Source organism: Streptomyces sp. NPDC001493, assembly GCF_053597235.1.
The window spans coordinates 236341-251997 of sequence record NZ_JBSFHV010000007.1 but is presented as its reverse complement, the minus strand read 5'-3'; the positions used below and the strand labels follow the sequence as shown (position 1 = coordinate 251997).

14 protein-coding genes and 1 tRNA gene are annotated in these 15657 nt (G+C 71.8%); 7 read left to right on the top strand and 8 right to left on the bottom strand.

Translation table 11 applies throughout. The features are described 5' to 3' along the window. Nucleotides 1–16: 16 nt before the first annotated feature. From ACWCWD_RS13615 to ACWCWD_RS13605, 3 genes are all read right to left on the bottom strand, one after another. Complete coding sequence (locus tag ACWCWD_RS13615) at nt 17–559, bottom strand: ArsR/SmtB family transcription factor (RefSeq protein WP_450772673.1); 543 nt, start codon at nt 557–559, stop codon at nt 17–19. 213 nt (nt 560–772) lie between these two features. Next, complete coding sequence (locus tag ACWCWD_RS13610; protein WP_450772719.1) at nt 773–1144, bottom strand: MerR family transcriptional regulator; 372 nt, start codon at nt 1142–1144, stop codon at nt 773–775. A 181-nt stretch (nt 1145–1325) separates the two neighbouring features. Beyond that, a tRNA-Leu gene (locus ACWCWD_RS13605) sits at nt 1326–1413 on the bottom strand. A gap of 199 nt (nt 1414–1612) precedes the next feature. On the opposite strand from ACWCWD_RS13605, the gene ACWCWD_RS13600 reads away from it, so the two are divergent. Further along, nucleotides 1613–2962, top strand: coding sequence for a DUF2254 domain-containing protein (locus ACWCWD_RS13600; protein WP_450772671.1), 1350 nt, complete (start codon nt 1613–1615; stop codon nt 2960–2962). 115 nt (nt 2963–3077) lie between these two features. Here ACWCWD_RS13600 and ACWCWD_RS13595 read toward each other — a convergent pair whose 3' ends face one another. Further along, nucleotides 3078–3755 (bottom strand): GntR family transcriptional regulator, encoded by a 678-nt coding sequence (locus ACWCWD_RS13595; protein ID WP_450772670.1) that lies wholly within the window; start codon nt 3753–3755, stop codon nt 3078–3080. Nucleotides 3756–3833: 78 nt separating this feature from the next. After that, a complete protein-coding gene (locus ACWCWD_RS13590) occupies nt 3834–4784 on the bottom strand; it encodes a beta-ketoacyl-ACP synthase III (protein WP_450772668.1) in 951 nt (316 codons plus the stop codon). Between the two features lie 478 nt (nt 4785–5262). On the opposite strand from ACWCWD_RS13590, the gene fdhD reads away from it, so the two are divergent. Further along, complete coding sequence (fdhD, locus tag ACWCWD_RS13585; RefSeq protein ID WP_450772666.1) at nt 5263–6111, top strand: formate dehydrogenase accessory sulfurtransferase FdhD; 849 nt, start codon at nt 5263–5265, stop codon at nt 6109–6111. A 114-nt stretch (nt 6112–6225) separates the two neighbouring features. On the opposite strand, the gene ACWCWD_RS13580 is transcribed toward fdhD, so the two are convergent. Further along, nucleotides 6226–7260 (bottom strand): bile acid:sodium symporter family protein, encoded by a 1035-nt coding sequence (locus tag ACWCWD_RS13580; protein WP_450772664.1) that lies wholly within the window; start codon nt 7258–7260, stop codon nt 6226–6228. A gap of 119 nt (nt 7261–7379) precedes the next feature. On the opposite strand from ACWCWD_RS13580, the gene ACWCWD_RS13575 reads away from it, so the two are divergent. The 4 genes from ACWCWD_RS13575 (at nt 7380) to ACWCWD_RS13560 (ending at nt 12043) form a co-directional block, all read left to right on the top strand. After that, nucleotides 7380–8270 (top strand): LysR substrate-binding domain-containing protein, encoded by an 891-nt coding sequence (locus ACWCWD_RS13575; protein ID WP_450772663.1) that lies wholly within the window; start codon nt 7380–7382, stop codon nt 8268–8270. Between the two features lie 322 nt (nt 8271–8592). Beyond that, nucleotides 8593–10395, top strand: coding sequence for an AMP-dependent synthetase/ligase (locus ACWCWD_RS13570; RefSeq protein ID WP_450772661.1), 1803 nt, complete (start codon nt 8593–8595; stop codon nt 10393–10395). A gap of 173 nt (nt 10396–10568) precedes the next feature. Continuing rightward, entirely contained in the window at nt 10569–11396 is an 828-nt protein-coding gene (locus tag ACWCWD_RS13565; RefSeq protein WP_450772659.1) for an aldo/keto reductase, read from the top strand. A gap of 308 nt (nt 11397–11704) precedes the next feature. Next, nucleotides 11705–12043, top strand: a complete 339-nt coding sequence (locus ACWCWD_RS13560; RefSeq protein WP_450772658.1) for a hypothetical protein — start codon at nt 11705–11707, stop codon at nt 12041–12043. A gap of 85 nt (nt 12044–12128) precedes the next feature. Here ACWCWD_RS13560 and ACWCWD_RS13555 read toward each other — a convergent pair whose 3' ends face one another. Beyond that, nucleotides 12129–12434: a 4a-hydroxytetrahydrobiopterin dehydratase gene (locus tag ACWCWD_RS13555; protein WP_450772657.1), complete on the bottom strand. Its 306-nt coding sequence runs from the start codon at nt 12432–12434 to the stop codon at nt 12129–12131. 227 nt (nt 12435–12661) lie between these two features. Between ACWCWD_RS13555 and ACWCWD_RS13550 the strand changes: the two genes are divergently transcribed. Then, on the top strand, nt 12662–13204 hold the full coding sequence (locus tag ACWCWD_RS13550) for a GNAT family N-acetyltransferase (RefSeq protein WP_450772656.1): 543 nt from the start codon (nt 12662–12664) through the stop codon (nt 13202–13204). 213 nt (nt 13205–13417) lie between these two features. Here ACWCWD_RS13550 and ligA read toward each other — a convergent pair whose 3' ends face one another. After that, on the bottom strand, nt 13418–15553 hold the full coding sequence (gene ligA, locus ACWCWD_RS13545) for an NAD-dependent DNA ligase LigA (RefSeq protein WP_450772654.1): 2136 nt from the start codon (nt 15551–15553) through the stop codon (nt 13418–13420). Nucleotides 15554–15657: the final 104 nt, after the last annotated feature.

Here is a 15657-nt window from a genome sequence, read left to right as displayed (position 1 = left end):
TTGCCTTTTTCCACGCTCACTTGTCGCTCCCCTCGGCCGCCTGCTCGCGCGGCGCCGGGTGGAACAGCGCGAAGACGAACGACGCGTCGGGCAGCGACGGATCGGACAGCTCCCGGTACTCCTCCGCCAGCGCCTGCAACCGCGCCCCCAGCTCCGTGAACTGCTCGCCGGTGAGCCGCAGATGGGCCATCCCGATGTGCCGCTCACCGCCCACCGGCGACGCCTCCAGGTCCGCCACCGCGTGGCGCATCAGCGCGTCCGGTTCTCCCTGACCCGGGTCCGGCAGCACGATCTCCCGAGCGGCCATGGCGTAGTACCGCTCGGTGACCCCCCGGACCTTCCGTGTCCGTACCACCTTCACCAGGCCGGCCCGCTCCAGCAGCCTTACGTGGTAGCTGGAACTCCCCTTCGCGAGACCCACCCGCTCGGCGATCTGCGTGATCGTCGCGGGCTCGAAGCGGAGGGCGGCCATGATCCGGTGGCGCGTGAGATTGGAGACGGCGCGCAACTGCTCGTCCGTCGTGACGTGAAACGCCCCTGGAGGCTCATCGGTTGGCATGCGAGCAATGGTCAACGATTCTTGACCATTGAGCAAGGGGTATGGCGTACGGACTTCCTGAACCCCCTTCCGGCGCATGGGACTTCGCCGAAACCCCCGCCCGCTCACGACCGGATACGCCCGGCAGCCAGGCGCGGGTCCTGCGCGCCCGGGACCGCCTCGCCCTGTTCCACCGGCCCTTCACCCTCGGAAGTGGGCGCGGGTCGACCGGAGTCAGACCACGGGGCGGGCCCGATCACCGGCCCGCTCCCGGAGTGCGGCTTCCAGCCGGTCGCGCGCCTCGGTCTGGCCGGCAATCCGTGCGTCGAGGACGGCCAGCCGCTCCAGCGCGACACACAGACCCATTTCCGAGGGCGGTGCGGCGGCCACATCACCGTCCAGACACGGCAGGAACACGCGCACGTCGTCCAGGGTGAGCCCGGCGGCCAGCAGATGGCGGATGTTGCGGACCCTCACCACGGCCCGTTCGCCGAAGACGCGGTAGCCGTTGTGGGCCCGCCCGGAGAAGATCAGTCCCGCCTGCTCGTAGTGCCGCAGCGCGCCGTTGTCGACCAGTACGTCCAGCCGGCCGTGGGCCTTGATCACGGCCCGGACGATCCGGCCGGGCCCGCCCTCGGCGGTGATGTCGGCGGCCAGCGGCGCGATCCGGCCGCGCCCGGCAGCCGTCTCCTCGGTCAAGCAACCGCGGTCAGTACGGAGGCCGTCGAGCCCTAGCGCCCATTCCCCGAAAACGCGAAAGACCCCAGGTTCACTGGGGTCTTTCTGCTGGTGTCCGAGGGGGGACTTGAACCCCCACGCCCGATAAAGGGCACTAGCACCTCAAGCTAGCGCGTCTGCCATTCCGCCACCCGGACAAGGTGTCTGTCGTTCGCGGTGTGTTTCCCGCGGCGACAAAGAAAACAATACCAGGGGTTTGGGGCTCCGATCACCATGTTTCCCGTGGTCAGTGCGGTGCGGGGCGCCGCGGGGACCGATTCCGGGGTCGCCGGGCACGATTCTTCACGGTGTGTCACCGGACCCGCACCCACCGTCGCGCGGGCTACCTTCGCGGTCATGAACGTCCGGTACCACCTGCGCCCTTTCGCCCTCTCGGACCTGCGCGAGCACCTCCGGGACACCTTCTGGTTCGCTCCGGCCGCGGGGCTCCTGGGCGCCTTCCTCCTCTGGTGGGGGGTCTCCTCGCTGGATTCGGCGATCGTCGCGCACCTGCGGGTCGACAAGGCGTACCGGGAGCTGGGCGATCTCGCCTCCTTCGCCAACGACGCGCGTACGGTCGTCACCACCGTCAGCGCGGCGATGATGACCTTCATCGGTGTCGTCTTCAGCATCTCGCTGGTGGCCGTGCAGATGGCGAGCGGGCAGCTGACGCCGCGCATCGTCCGGATCTTCGTAAGGAGCCGGATCACCAAGCTCACTCTGACGGTGTTCCTGGCGACCTTCGTGTTCTCGCTGCTGGTCCTGACCTCGTACGAGAGCGAGACCGAGATCCCGCGGCTGACCTCGGTGCCGGTGCTGCAGAGTCTGCTGACCCTGGCGATGGTCGCCCTGAGCCTGCTGCTCTTCATCACCTATGTGTCGTCGACCCTGCGGCTGCTCCAGGTCGGCCCGGTCGTCGACCGGATCGCCCGCGACTCGCTGCGGGCGCTGGCGCACCAGCCGAGGGAGGAGAACCGCGAGGGGGCCGTCGGATCTCCCGGTCCGCCGCCGCTGCCGCCGGAGACCGGCAGGGTGGCGTACGGGGGTCGGGCAGGGGTACTGCGGGACGTGGACGTGGCGCTGCTCGTACGGGTGGCGCGGCGGCGCGGGGCGGTGCTGCGGCTGCTCCCCCGCATGGGGGACTTCCTTGTGCCGGGAATGCCGCTGCTCGCGGTGCACGGCAACGAGGACACGGGACCCGGAGCCGGTACCGGCTCCGTCCCGGGCGACGCCGTGTCGGTGGGTGTCGAGCGCACGCTGCGGCGCGATCCGTCGTTCGGGCTGCGGCAGCTCACGGACATCGCGCTGCACGCCCTGTCCGCCGCCGTGAACGACCCGACCACCGCGGTGCAGTGCCTGGACCGGACGGTGCAGCTCCTGGCGGCGTACGCGGACCGGCCGCTCGGTACGGTGCGCCACCGCGACCACCGGGGCGAGGTGCGGCTCGTGGTGGAGACGCCGGACTGGACCGACCTGGTGGATCTGGCGTTCGAGGAGGTCAGGCGGTGTGTGCCAGAGGCGGGGGGACCGCAGGTCGTCAGGCGGCTGCTGGCCGGCCTGGACGACCTGCTGCTGTTCGTGCCCGAGGGGCGCGCGGCGCCACTGCTCAGGCACCGCGCGCTCCTGGTCCTGGCAGTGGAGCGGACCTCGCCGGAGCACGCCGAACGGACGTTCGCGCTGGTCCCGGACCGGAAGGGCATCGGCTGACGGGGCCGACCGCCACGCGCCCGAGCCGCCCCGGCCACCCGGCCACCCGTGCCGGACCGCCCCGGCCACCCGGCCGTGCCAGGGGCCGGGGACCGCGGGACCGCAAAAGCCGGGGTCAGCCCTTTTCGCGCTGGTGGTACGTCCGGCGGGTGTGCTCGGTGTGCGCCCTCATGGCTTCCGTGGCGCGCCGCTCGTCGCGGGTGGCGATGGCGGCGATCAGCTCACGGTGCTCGATCCAGGACTGCTTCCCCCGTCGGCGGGCCACCGGGGTGTAGTACCAGCGGACCCGGCGACCGACCTGGGCGGCGAGCGCGGAGAGCACGACGTTCCCGGCCAACTCCATGACCTTGTCGTGGAATTCGGCGTTCAGCGCGACCGCGAGGTCCACGTCGTCCTCGGCGACCGCCGCCTCGCCCCGGTCGCAGAGCGCCTCCAGCGCCGCGACGCCGTCGGCGTCCGCGTGGGCGGCGGCCAGCCGGCCGGCCTCGGCCTCCAGGAGGGTGCGGACCGAGAGCAGCTGGTCGGCCTCCTCCTCGGTCGGCTCGTGCACGAACGCGCCCTGCGCGGGGCGCAGATCGACCCAGCCCTCGGTGTTGAGCCTCTGGAGCGCCTCGCGTACCGGCTGCCGGGACACGCCGAGTTGGCCGGCCAGCTCGCTCTCCACCAGATGCTGACCGGGCTGGAGAGCGCGGATGGTGATGAGTTCGAGCAGCGCGTCGTACACGCGTTCACGCAGCGGGCCAGGTCGTTCCAGCTTGGGCACAGCCCCCTGCGGCAGTCCGTCGAACAACATCGCGCTCCCCCTCCGGGCGGCGAGTAATTGCTTATCGTCTACAGTCTACCGATCAAGATCCGCAGGAACAGATCTGTCTCACGGACAGAGGATGACCTGGCCGGCGTAGGAGAGGTTGCCGCCGAAGCCGAAGAGCAGGACGGGCGCGCCGCTCTCGATCTCCCCCCGTTCCACCAGCTTGGACAGGGCCATGGGGATGGACGCCGCGGAGGTGTTGCCGGAGTCCACCACGTCCCGGGCGATGACCGCGTTGACGGCGCCGATCTTGCGGGCCACCGGTTCGATGATCCTGAGGTTGGCCTGGTGGAGTACGACGGCCGCCAGGTCCTCGGGGACGATCCCCGCCTTCTCGCACACCCGGCGCGCGATCGGCGGCAGTTGCGTGGTGGCCCAGCGGTAGACGGACTGGCCCTCCTGGGCGAAGCGGGGCGGCGTCCCCTCGATGCGTACGGCGTTGCCCATCTCGGGGACCGAGCCCCACAGCACGGGGCCGATGCCCGGCGCTCCGCTCTCCCCCGGGTCCGCCACGACCACGGCGGCGCCCGCTCCGTCGCCGACCAGGACGCAGGTACTGCGGTCGGTCCAGTCGGCGATGTCGCCCATCTTGTCGGCGCCGATGACCAGCGCGCGGGTGGCCGCTCCGGCGCGGATCGCGTGGTCGGCCGTGGCGAGTGCGTGGGTGAAGCCCGAGCAGACCACGTTGATGTCCATCACCGCAGGGGAGCCCATGCCCAGCCGGGCGGCGACCCGCGCCGACATGCTGGGCGAGCGGTCGATGGCGGTGGAGGTCGCGACGAGGACGAGGTCGATGTCGGAGGCCTGGAGTCCGGCCGTCGCGAGCGCCTTGGCGGCGGCGTGCGCGGCCAGTTCGTCCACCGGCTCGTCCGGACCTCCCACATGACGGGTCCGGATGCCGACGCGGCTGGTGATCCACTCGTCGCTGGTGTCGACCATGGCGGCAAGGTCGTCGTTGGTCAGCACCTTCGCGGGCTGGTAGTGGCCGAGCGCCACGACACGTGAGCCGGTCATGTACGGGTTCCCCTCGCTACGTATGGCAGGAACCATCCAGTCTTGGTCGCTACCGCCCGGTACGGGGGCACGTGATCCGACAGGAATACGGACCGCGGGTTGGAGCCTTGGCGACAGACCTGCTCCGGACGGGCGGTGCCGGACCGCTCCCCGTACTGCCGGGCCGCTCCCCGTCCTGCCCCTGCCGATCCCCGCCCGGCCCGCCGCTCCCCGTACCGCCGGGCCGTTCCCCGTACTGCCGGGCCGTCAGGTTCCTTGCCGTGCGGGACGGCAGGGCTACCCGTCCGCGTCGGGCCGTGCGCGGTACGGAGAACGGGACCTGAGTGTGCGGGGGCGGGGGACCCTGCGGCCCGCGGCACGTGTAGCGGACCATGAGATGGTGAAGGTGACCGCGGCCGCGCGACGGCCGGGAGGGCGGCTGCCTCCGCCGCGCAAGGGCCGCCGAGGCCTCCCCACGTACAGGAATCGGGTCTGAGCCATGGGACGGGTCACCGAGCGACGACGCACTCTCCGCATCCGGGACGGGGCGGTGTCGAGCCGTGCCGACACGCTCGTCGCCGAGGAGCCGCTGGAGATCCGTCTCAACGGCAAGCCGCTCGCCATCACGATGCGCACCCCGGGCGACGATTTCGCGCTGGCGGCGGGGTTCCTGGTCAGCGAGGGGGTCATCGGCGCCGGGTCCGAGGTCCGGTCGATCGTCTACTGCGCCGGTGCGACGGCGGACGGCGTCAACACGTACAACGTGGTGGACGTGCAGCTGACGCCGGGCGTAGTGGTCCCGGACATCACCCTCGAACGCAATGTGTACACGACGTCCTCGTGCGGCCTCTGCGGCAAGGCCAGTCTCGACGCGGTACGGACCACGACCCGGCATCCGGTCGCCGACGAGCCCCCGGTACGGGTCACCCCGGAGCTGCTCTCGGCCCTGCCGGACCGGCTCCGCGCGGCGCAGCGGGTCTTCGACCGGACCGGCGGGCTGCACGCCGCCGCGCTCTTCTCCGAGGAGGGCGAGCTGCTGGACATCCGGGAGGACGTCGGCCGTCACAACGCGGTCGACAAGCTGGTCGGGCGGGCGCTGACGGACGACCGGCTGCCGTTGTCGCGGTCGGTGCTGCTGGTGTCGGGCCGGGCCTCGTTCGAGCTCGCGCAGAAGGCGGTGATGGCCGGGATTCCGGTCCTGGCGGCGGTGTCGGCGCCGTCGTCGCTCGCCGTCGACCTGGCGGCGGAGAGCGGGCTGACCCTGGTCGGTTTCCTGCGGGGGCCGTCGATGAACGTGTACGCGGGCGAGCACCGGATCGCGCTGGAGGCCCCGGTCGCCGGAGGCTGACGCCGCCCGCTGTACGGGCCGGGATCGGCACCGCGTACGTGCACCCGGAAACGGCGGGCGGGGCCCCGGTTCTCCGAGGCCCCGCCCGTCACTCCCGCCCGTCACGCCCGCCCGTCAGCTCGCGGTGGCCGCCTCGCTCGGGGCGGCGACACCGGCGACCGGCTGTACGGGCTCCTCGGGGTCGCGGGAGCGGCGCTTGGCGATGACCGCGCAGACCATCAGCTGCATCTGGTGGAAGAGCATCAGCGGCAGGACGGCGAGGCTCGCGTGCGCGCCGAACAGGACGCTGGCCATCGGCAGCCCGGACGCCAGGCTCTTCTTCGATCCGGCGAACTGGATGGCGATCCGGTCGGCGCGGTCGAAGCCGAGCCGCTTGGCTCCGTACCAGGTGACCGCCAGCATGACGGCCAGCAGGACCGCCTCGGCGGCCAGCAGCGCGACGAGCCGCAGCGGGGTCACCTGGTGCCAGATGCCGGCGACCATGCCCTCGCTGAAGGCGGTGTAGACGACGAGCAGGATCGAGCCGCGGTCGACGTAGCCCAGGATCTTCTTGTGGCGGCCGAGGAAGCCACTGGTCCAGCGGCGCAGCAGCTGTCCCACGACGAAGGGGACGAACAGCTGCAGGACGATCTTCACCAGCGAGTCGGCGGAGAAGCCTCCGGCGGAGCCGCCGAGCAGCAGGGCGGCGAGCAACGGGGTGATCACGATCCCCGCGATGCTGGAGAAGGAGCCCGCGCAGATCGCCGCGGGGACGTTCCCGCGCGCGATCGAGGTGAAGGCGATCGACGACTGGATCGTGGACGGCACCAGGCAGAGGAAGAGGAACCCGGACTGGAGCTGCGGGCTCAGGACGAAGGGAACGAGGCCCTTGCTCGCCAGCCCCAGCAGCGGGAAGACCACGAAGGTGGAGCAGAGCACGGTCAGGTGGAGCCGCCAGTGGCGGAGGCCGTCCATCGCCTCGGCCGTGGAGAGCCGGGAGCCGTAGAGGAAGAAGAGGAACGCGACCGCGGCGGTGGAGGTGTCGCCCGCCACGTCGGCGGCGGTGCCCGACGCGGGGAGCAGCGCGGCGACCACGACTGTCCCGATGAGCGCCAGGATGTACGGGTCGACGGGCAGCCAGGACGGCAGCCTCAGGGTGCGGGGGCTCATGTGCTCCACGTTCGTCTCACGGTCGAATGTATACAGTCGCCATTCTGCTCCTGGCCGCCCCCATCGGGAAACCCGCATACCGAACTCACTGTCATCACGGATCGCGATAGCCTGCCTCCATGTACGACCCCGCACAGCTCCGTACCTTCCTGGCGGTCGCCCAGACCCTGAGCTTCACCCAGGCCGCCCGGCGGCTCGGCGTCCGGCAGTCCACGGTGAGCCAGCACGTGCGGCGGCTGGAGGAGGCCACCGGCCGGCAGCTGTTCACCCGGGACACCCACCGGGTGGATCTCACGGAGGACGGCGAGGCGATGCTCGGGTTCGCCGGCACGATCCTGCGGGCGCACGAACGCGCCTCCGCGTTCTTCGCCGGGACCCGGCTGCGCGGCCGGCTGCGCTTCGGTGCCTCGGAGGACTTCGTACTGACCCAGCTGCCGGAGATCCTGGAGGGCTTCCGCAAGGAGCACCCGGAGGTCGACCTGGAGCTGACCGTGGAGCTGTCCGGCTCGCTCCACCAGTCGCTCGCGGCCGGCCGGCTGGACCTGGTGCTGGCGAAGCGGCGGACCGGCGACACCCATGGAGAGCTCGTCGGACGGGACGCACTGACCTGGATCGGGGCGCCGCAGCTGCGGATCGACCCGGAGCGGCCGTTGCCGCTGATCGTGTTCCCGCCGCCCGGCATCACCCGGGCGCGCGCGCTGGAAGTGCTGGAGCGGCACGGCAGGTCCTGGCGGCTGGCGTGCACGAGCTCCAGCCTCAGCGGACTGATCGCGGCGGCCCGCGCCGGGCTGGGCGTGATGGCGCACACCCGGGGTCTGATCCCGCCGGGACTGGTGGAGGTGCCGGTGAGGGCCGGGCTGCCGGACCTCGGCGACGTCGACTTCGTCCTGCTGCACGGCCACCGCCGGGGCGGCTCGCCGGAGGCGGCGGACGCCCTGGCCGCCGCGATCCTGGCCGGCGGGGACCGGCTGCACCGGGGGTTCGGCGGTCCGGGCGACGCACCGGTCTGAGGCACGGAACCGCCTCGCGACGGCGGGGATGCGGGGGATGCGGGGCACCCTTCACCGGTGCACGCGCGGCGGCCTCCACGGCACATGCGCGGGGCTCCCACCTGTACAGATTCTGTGCAGAAAGGGCGGCGCGTGCTTACTCCAGGGTCAGAAGTCCGCCCGAGCCTTGCCCATCTGGCCGGATTTCGACGTATGCCGGGCGCTCGGGGTCCGTGCGGGCGGGCCCTTTCCCCTCCCAAGGGCCCCCGGGTTGGGGTAGCGTCGCGGCGCTGTGCGGAGCGCCGTAAGGAGCAGGTCATTGCGCGAGTTCACCGTCCCACCCATGGCAGCCGCACGACGTCCGGTCGGGGGCCTCGCCGATACCGTCTTCGAACAGGCGCACGATGATCCGCAACGGGTGTCGTTCGGCCGGAAGGACGCGGACGGGCAGTGGCAGGATGTCACCGCCGAAGCCTTCCGCGACGAGGTGCTGGCGCTCGCGCGGGGGCTCGTGGCACACGGCATCCGGTTCGGCGACCGGGTCGCCCTCATGTCCCGTACGCGGTACGAGTGGACCCTCTTCGACTTCGCCCTGTGGACCCTGGGCGCCCAGTCCGTGCCGGTCTATCCCACGTCCTCGGCCGAGCAGGTCCTGTGGATGCTGCACGACTCCGAGGTCTCCGCGATCATGGTCGAGCACGAGGACCACGCCATGACGGTGGGTTCGGTGATCGACCGCCTGCCCCGGCTGAAGCGGCTGTGGCAGCTCGACGGAGACGCGGTCGCCGAGCTGATGGAGGCGGGCACCCGGATCGACGACGAGGTGGTGCACCGCCACCGGCGTGCGGTGACACCCGACTCGGTGGCCACCGTCGTGTACACCTCGGGGACGACCGGCCGCCCGAAGGGCTGCCTGATCACCCACGCCAACCTGATGTTCGAGGCCGACACCATGGCCCAGCGGTGGGAGCCGGTCTTCCGCTCCAGACCGGGCGACGAACCGTCCACCCTGCTCTTCCTGCCGCTCGCGCACGTCTTCGGCCGCATGGTCGAGGTCGCCTCCCTGCGCAACCGCGTGACCCTGGCCCACCAGCCGGAACTCTCCGCCCACGCGCTGATGCCGGATCTGGAGTCGTTCCGGCCGACGTTCGTCCTGGCCGTCCCCTACATATTCGAGAAGCTCTTCCACGGCGCCCGCCGCAGGGCCGAGGCGGAGGGGCGGGTCGGCCCGTTCGACAAGGCCGTGGAGGTCTCCGTCCGGTACGCGGAGGCGATGGAGCAGCGGACCTTCGGCACCGGCCCCGGCCCGTCGGCGGGCCTCCGGATGCAGCACCAGTTCTTCGACAAGGTCGTGTACAAGAAGTTCCGCGACGCGATGGGCGGCCGGATACGGCACGCGATGTCCGGCGGCTCCGGCATGGAACGCCGGCTGGGACTGTTCTTCGCGGGCGCGGGCATCGAGATCTACGAGGGCTACGGGCTCACCGAGACCACCGCCGCCGCGACGGGCAACCCGCCCGGCCGGGTCAGGTACGGAACCGTGGGCCAGCCCATCCCCGGCACCACCGTGCACATCGCCGAGGACGGCGAGGTCTGGGTGCACGGAGGCCAGGTTTTCGCGGGGTACCTGGGCAATCCCGAGGCGACGGCGGCGGTGGTCCACGACGGCTGGCTCGCCACGGGCGACCTCGGGGCGCTGGACGAAGACGGTTATCTGACGATCACCGGGAGGAAGAAGGAGATCCTCGTGACGTCGGGCGGCAAGAGCGTCTCCCCCGCCGGACTGGAGGAACGGGTGCGGGCGCACCCGCTCGTCGCCCAGTGCATCGTGGTCGGCAACGACCGCCCGTACATCGCGGCGCTGGTGACGCTGGACCAGGAGGCCGTGGACCACTGGCTCGCGATGCAGGGCCGGGCCCCGCTACCGCCGGCCGAGCTCGTCCGGGACCCGGACCTGGAGATGGAGGTACGCCGCGCGGTGGTGGCCGCCAACACCGCGGTCTCGCAGGCGGAGTCGATCCGTACGTTCCGCATCCTGGCCCACCGGTTCAGCGAGGAGCGCGGCCTGCTGACGCCGTCGCTGAAGCTGAGGCGGAGGGCGATCGAGACGGCGTACTCGATCGAGGTGGACGCCCTCTACGGCTGAGCGCGTGCTCGTCGCGCCCTGCCCTGTCATGCTCTGTCCCGCTCTGCCCTGCCCTGGCGTGCCGCGCCCCGCAACGCCACGTGCGGGGACACAAAGCTCGATCCGGGAATGGATCAGTCGCGCCGATCGTTATCTTCGGGAGTAATGACCACCGACGTAAGGATCGACCGCTCGTGAGCAAGGTCCCCTCCCTCAGCCTCAACAACGGCGTCGACATGCCGCAGCTCGGTTTCGGTGTCTGGCAGGTGCCGGACGACGAGGCGGAGCAGGCGGTCACGACCGCGATCGAAGCCGGATACCGCAGCATCGACACCGCTGCGATCTACGGAAACGAGTCGGGCACGGGCAAGGCCATCGCCGCATCCGGTGTCGCCCGCGACGAACTCTTCGTCACCACGAAGCTGTGGAACTCCGACCAGGGCTACGACGCCACGCTGGCGGCCTTCGACACCTCGCTGGACAAGCTGGGCCTGGACTACGTCGACCTGTACCTGATCCACTGGCCGACGCCCGAGAATGACCGGTACGTCGACACGTACCGCGCCTTCGAGAAGATCTACGCCGACGGCCGCGCGAAGGCGATCGGCGTCTCGAACTTCCTGCCGGAGCACCTGGAGCGGCTGATCGGCGAGACCTCGGTGGTCCCGGTGATCAACCAGATCGAGCTGCACCCGCAGCTCCAGCAGGCCGAGTCCCGTGCCGTCCACGCCAAGCACGGCATCGCCACCGAGGCATGGTCCCCGCTCGGCTCCGGCCGGGGCCTCCTGGAGGTTCCGACGGTCGTCGCGGTCGCCCAGAAGCACGGCCGCACGCCGGCCCAGGTGGTGCTGCGCTGGCACCTCCAGCTCGGCAACGTCGTCATCCCGAAGTCCGTGACGCCGTCGCGGATCGCCGAGAACATCGACGTGTTCGACTTCGAGCTGGACGCGGACGACCTGGCCGCCTTCGCCGCACTCGACGAGGGCAAGCGCCTCGGCCCGAACCCGGCCGAGTTCAACTGACCTCTCCGGACGCGCGGCTCCCGACGCGCGCGTCCGGCTCGACGGCGTCCCACCGCTGCGGCGGTGGGACGCCGTCGGCGTGTCCGGGCCGACTGCGGACCGGCCGGACCTCCGCCTCGACCCCTTGGCGTGAGTGCACTCCAGCTCGGCCGGACTCTCAGGAACGAACCGGCCACCCATCCACGCGATCTGATCCGGCAGAGTCTCCGAGCAGGTACCGTGCCTTCATCGGCGGCAACACCGCCCCGATCCACCGGACATCACCTGGCGCAGCGTGCCCGCTCCGGGCCCCACCTCTTGGATGAGCAATGTCTCTCGCACCCAGGTGGCTGTATCTGGCCGCCGTCGAACTCCTGGCCGTGGCCAACCTCGCCACCCACTTCTCCGTGCCCGCCCTGTACGTGGTGACCTTTGTCGCCACGCTGCCCTTCGTCGTGCCGATGGGCATCTTCTTCGCCGTGGTGGCCGGCTCCACCATGGACGCGGTGGGTTACACCGGCGGAAGCAACTTCGTCGAAGGCGCCGTCTACTTCGCCGCGGTGACGGCCGCGGCCGTCACCAACACGTTGGTCATCCCGCGCCTGCGGCGCAAGTTCTGCACCGGACAGTTCCCGGGGAGGCTGCTGCGGCGGCAGGCAGGCTTGTAGCCGCCCGCCCGCGGGACGTGTTCCTTCGTCCCGAACGCCCCTGAAGGCTGTCCCGCACCTCCCGCAGGAGGTGCGGGACAGCCCTCTACTCGGCCTCGTGGGCGGTCGCGGCGGCCGTCACCCGGGCGGCCAGGGCGAGGTCCTTCGCGGTGACCGCGCCGCCCGCGTCATGGGTGTGCACGGCGAGGGAGACGGTGTTGTAGCCGAGCGTCAGGTCCGAGTGATGGTTCAGTTCGTCCTGGATCCGGGCGACGTGCACGGTGAACGCGGCGGCGGCGAAGTGCGACGGAAGCCGGTAACCACGCGTCAGCCGGCCCCCTTCGTGCTTCCATCCGGGCAGTTCACCCAGGCCTGCCTCGATCTCGGTGGGTGTCAGCGGTTCGGCGGGCATGCGTGGCTCCTTCTCGGGCGGTACGGGCCGCCGGTGCGGCAGCCCGGGGCAGCGGTTCGGGACAGCCGGACGGCGGTCCGGGACGGCGGGCGCCGTGCCGGGCCTCCGCCGACTCGGTCATGATCCGCCGGACGGCCTCCGGGGACACGGCCCGACACGGCCCCCGCCGCACGGCCCTGCGCGGCTACGCGCTGGGCCGTGGGGCGGATCCGGGCTAGGGTGCGCCGATGCCCACGCACCCGCCCCACCTGCTCACCGCGGTTCCCCTGACGACACCACGCCTCACCCTGGAACCACTCACCGTGGAACACGCGCGTGAGGCGGTCTCCCTCTTCGACGACGTCCGGCTCCACACCTGGACCGGCGGGTCACCCAGCACCCTCGCGCAGCTCGAAGCCCGGTACGTCCGCCAGTCGGCGGGCCGGTCGCCGGACGGCACGCAGGGGTGGCTGAACTGGATGCTGCGCAGAACGTCGGACGGGGTACTGATCGGCACGGTCCAGGCCACGTCGTACCGCAGGCCGCCCAACGGGGAGGCCGTGGAGGCGTCGCTCGCGTGGGTGGTCGGTGTCGACCACCAGGGTGCGGGCTACGGACGCGAGGGAGCGCTCGCCATGGCGTCCTGGCTGCGGGCACGGGGAGTGGACGGGCTGGCCGCGTACATCCGCCCCGGGCACACCGCGTCGACGGGCATCGCGCGGGCGCTCGGGCTGCGGGCGACCGACACCGTGCTGGACGGCGAGGTCCGGTGGAGCGACACGGGGAGGTAGGACCGCGCACCAGGAAGCCGTCCACCGCACTCGCGGCACACGCCCCACAGAGCGCCCCTCCCCCGCACGCGCGACACCCACAGAGCACCCGCCACCCCACGCGCGACACCCACACCCCACACAGCACCCCATCCACCCCACGCGCCACATCCCACACAGCACCCCCCCGCCACGCGCGCGGACCGGCGCGCCTCTGGCTCAAGCCATCTCCTTCTACGCCGCCCCCTCCGCCTCCAGGTGTGTGGCGACGAGTACGGCGAACTCCTCCGGCGTGGCGATCCGTACGCCGAGGCCTTCCGCCTTGGTCCGCTTCGAGCCCGCCTTCTCCCCGGCGACGAGCAGGCTGGTGCGCCCGGAGACGCTGGACGAGGACTTCCCGCCCGCCCGCTCGACGAGTTCGTTCATCTGGTTGCGGGAGAGCTTCTCCAGCACTCCGGTCATCGCCCCGGTGACCACGACGGTCATCCCGGCCAGGGGCAGTTGCGACACGCCGTCGCCGTCCGGGCTGACCTCCCCGTCGGTGGCGGTGGCGGCGGCCGATTCCTCCGCGCCCGGCTCCGGCGGCGGAGTGGCGCCCGGCTCCGTCATGTTGACGCCCGCCTTCACCAGCTTCTCGATCAGCGGGGCCAGTTCCACCAGTTCGGCGACGACGGCCGACGCCTTCTCCGTGCCGATGCCGTCCACCCGCTGGAGCGTCTCGGCGTCGGCGGCGGTGATCCTGTCCATCGAGGCGAAGTACCGGGCGATGCGGCGGGACATGGAGCGGCCGGTGCCGCGTATGCCGAGGGCGCAGAAGACCCGGGAGAGCGGGCGGGAGCGCGCGGTGTCGATGGCCGCGAGGAGGTTGTCCGTGGAGGTCTCGCCCATGCGCTCCAGGGCGAGCAACTGCTCGCGTTCCAGGGTGAAGAGGTCGGCGAGGTCCTGGACGAGCCCCGCTTCGACGAGCTGGACGACCCGGGTGGCGCCCAGCCCCTCGATGTCGAGCTGGTCCCGTCCGGCGGCGTACGAGAGGGAGGCGACCAGGCGGCAGTCGCGGCCCCGGACGCACCGCCAGCGCTGCTCGCTCGTGTCGATCGCGGAGCCGCACTGCGGGCAGACCTCCGGGAACTCGATCGGCCTCTCCTCCCCCGTCCGGAGGTGGACGGCGGGGGCTTCCACGCGGGGGATGATGTCGCCCGCCTTGTGGACCATCACCATGTCGCCGAGGCGCAGGTCGCGGCGGGTGATGTCGGCGGGGTTGTGCAGGGTGGCGAAGCCGACCGTGGAGCCGTCGATCTCCACGGGTTCCAGCACGGCGCGCGGGGCGATGATGCCCGTACGCCCGACGTTCCACTCGACGGAGAGCAGCCGGGTGACCTTCTCCACGGCGGGGAGTTTGTACGCGATGGCCCAGCGCGGCGCGCGCGTGCCGTTGCCCGCGGCGCGCTGGTCGGCGGCGTGGTCCGCCTTGATGACGATGCCGTCGATGCCGAAGGCCAGCGAGGCCCGGAGCGCGCCGATCTCCTCGACACGGGCGAGTACGTCCTCCACCGTCCCGAGGGTGCGCGGGGCGACCGGGGTGTCCGCCGCCGTGTGCACGCCGAGGCCGGAGACGTACCCGAGGACTTCGCTGTGCGGCAGTTCGGCCAGTCGCCCGGCGAGCTCGCCGGAGTCCGGGAGCGGGAGCGCCCCGTACGCGAAGAAGGTCATCTCGACGCGGTAGGGCCGGTCCTTGGCGCGCAGGGTGCCCGCGGCGCCATTGCGCGGGTTGACGAAGGGAGACGCGCCGTGGGCGGTGCGGACCGTGTTGGCCTGCTCGAACTGCTCGGTGGTCATGAGTATTTCGCCGCGCAGCTCGATGGTGACCGGCGCCGCGAGCTCCTCGGGGAGTCCGAGGACGGTCCCGATGGCGTGCGAGACGTCCTCGCCGGCGGTGCCGTCGCCGCGGGTGACGAGCTGCTCCAGCCGGCCCGCGCGGTAACGGGCGGCGACGGCGAGGCCGTCGAGCTTGGGCTCGACGCTCCACGCCTCGACGGGTCTGCCTATGCGGCGCTCCAGGGAGACGGTCCAGGTCGCGAACTGCTCGCCGGAGAAGACGTTGTCCAGCGAGAGCATCGGAGCCGTGTGCGGGACGTCCCCGACCGCCGCGCCGCCCGCGACCTTGCCGGTGGGCGATGCGGCCAGCACGTCCTCGGGGTGCGCCGCCTCGTACGCGGCGATCGCGCGCGCCAGGCGGTCGTACGCGTCGTCGTCGAGCGCGCTGTCCCCCGTCGCGTAGTACGCGGCGGCGGCGCGGGTGGCCTCCTCGACGGCGGCGGCGTAGGCGGTGGCGTCGGCGAGCGCGACGGCTGAGTTCGTCATGGCCACCATCCTGCCGCCCACCACTGACAACGGCCCCTGCGGGAGGTGCCGGCCGGTCCCTCCACCCCGAAGATCACCTCCGGCTGCCGGGGCACGGGCCGGGCCCCCACCGG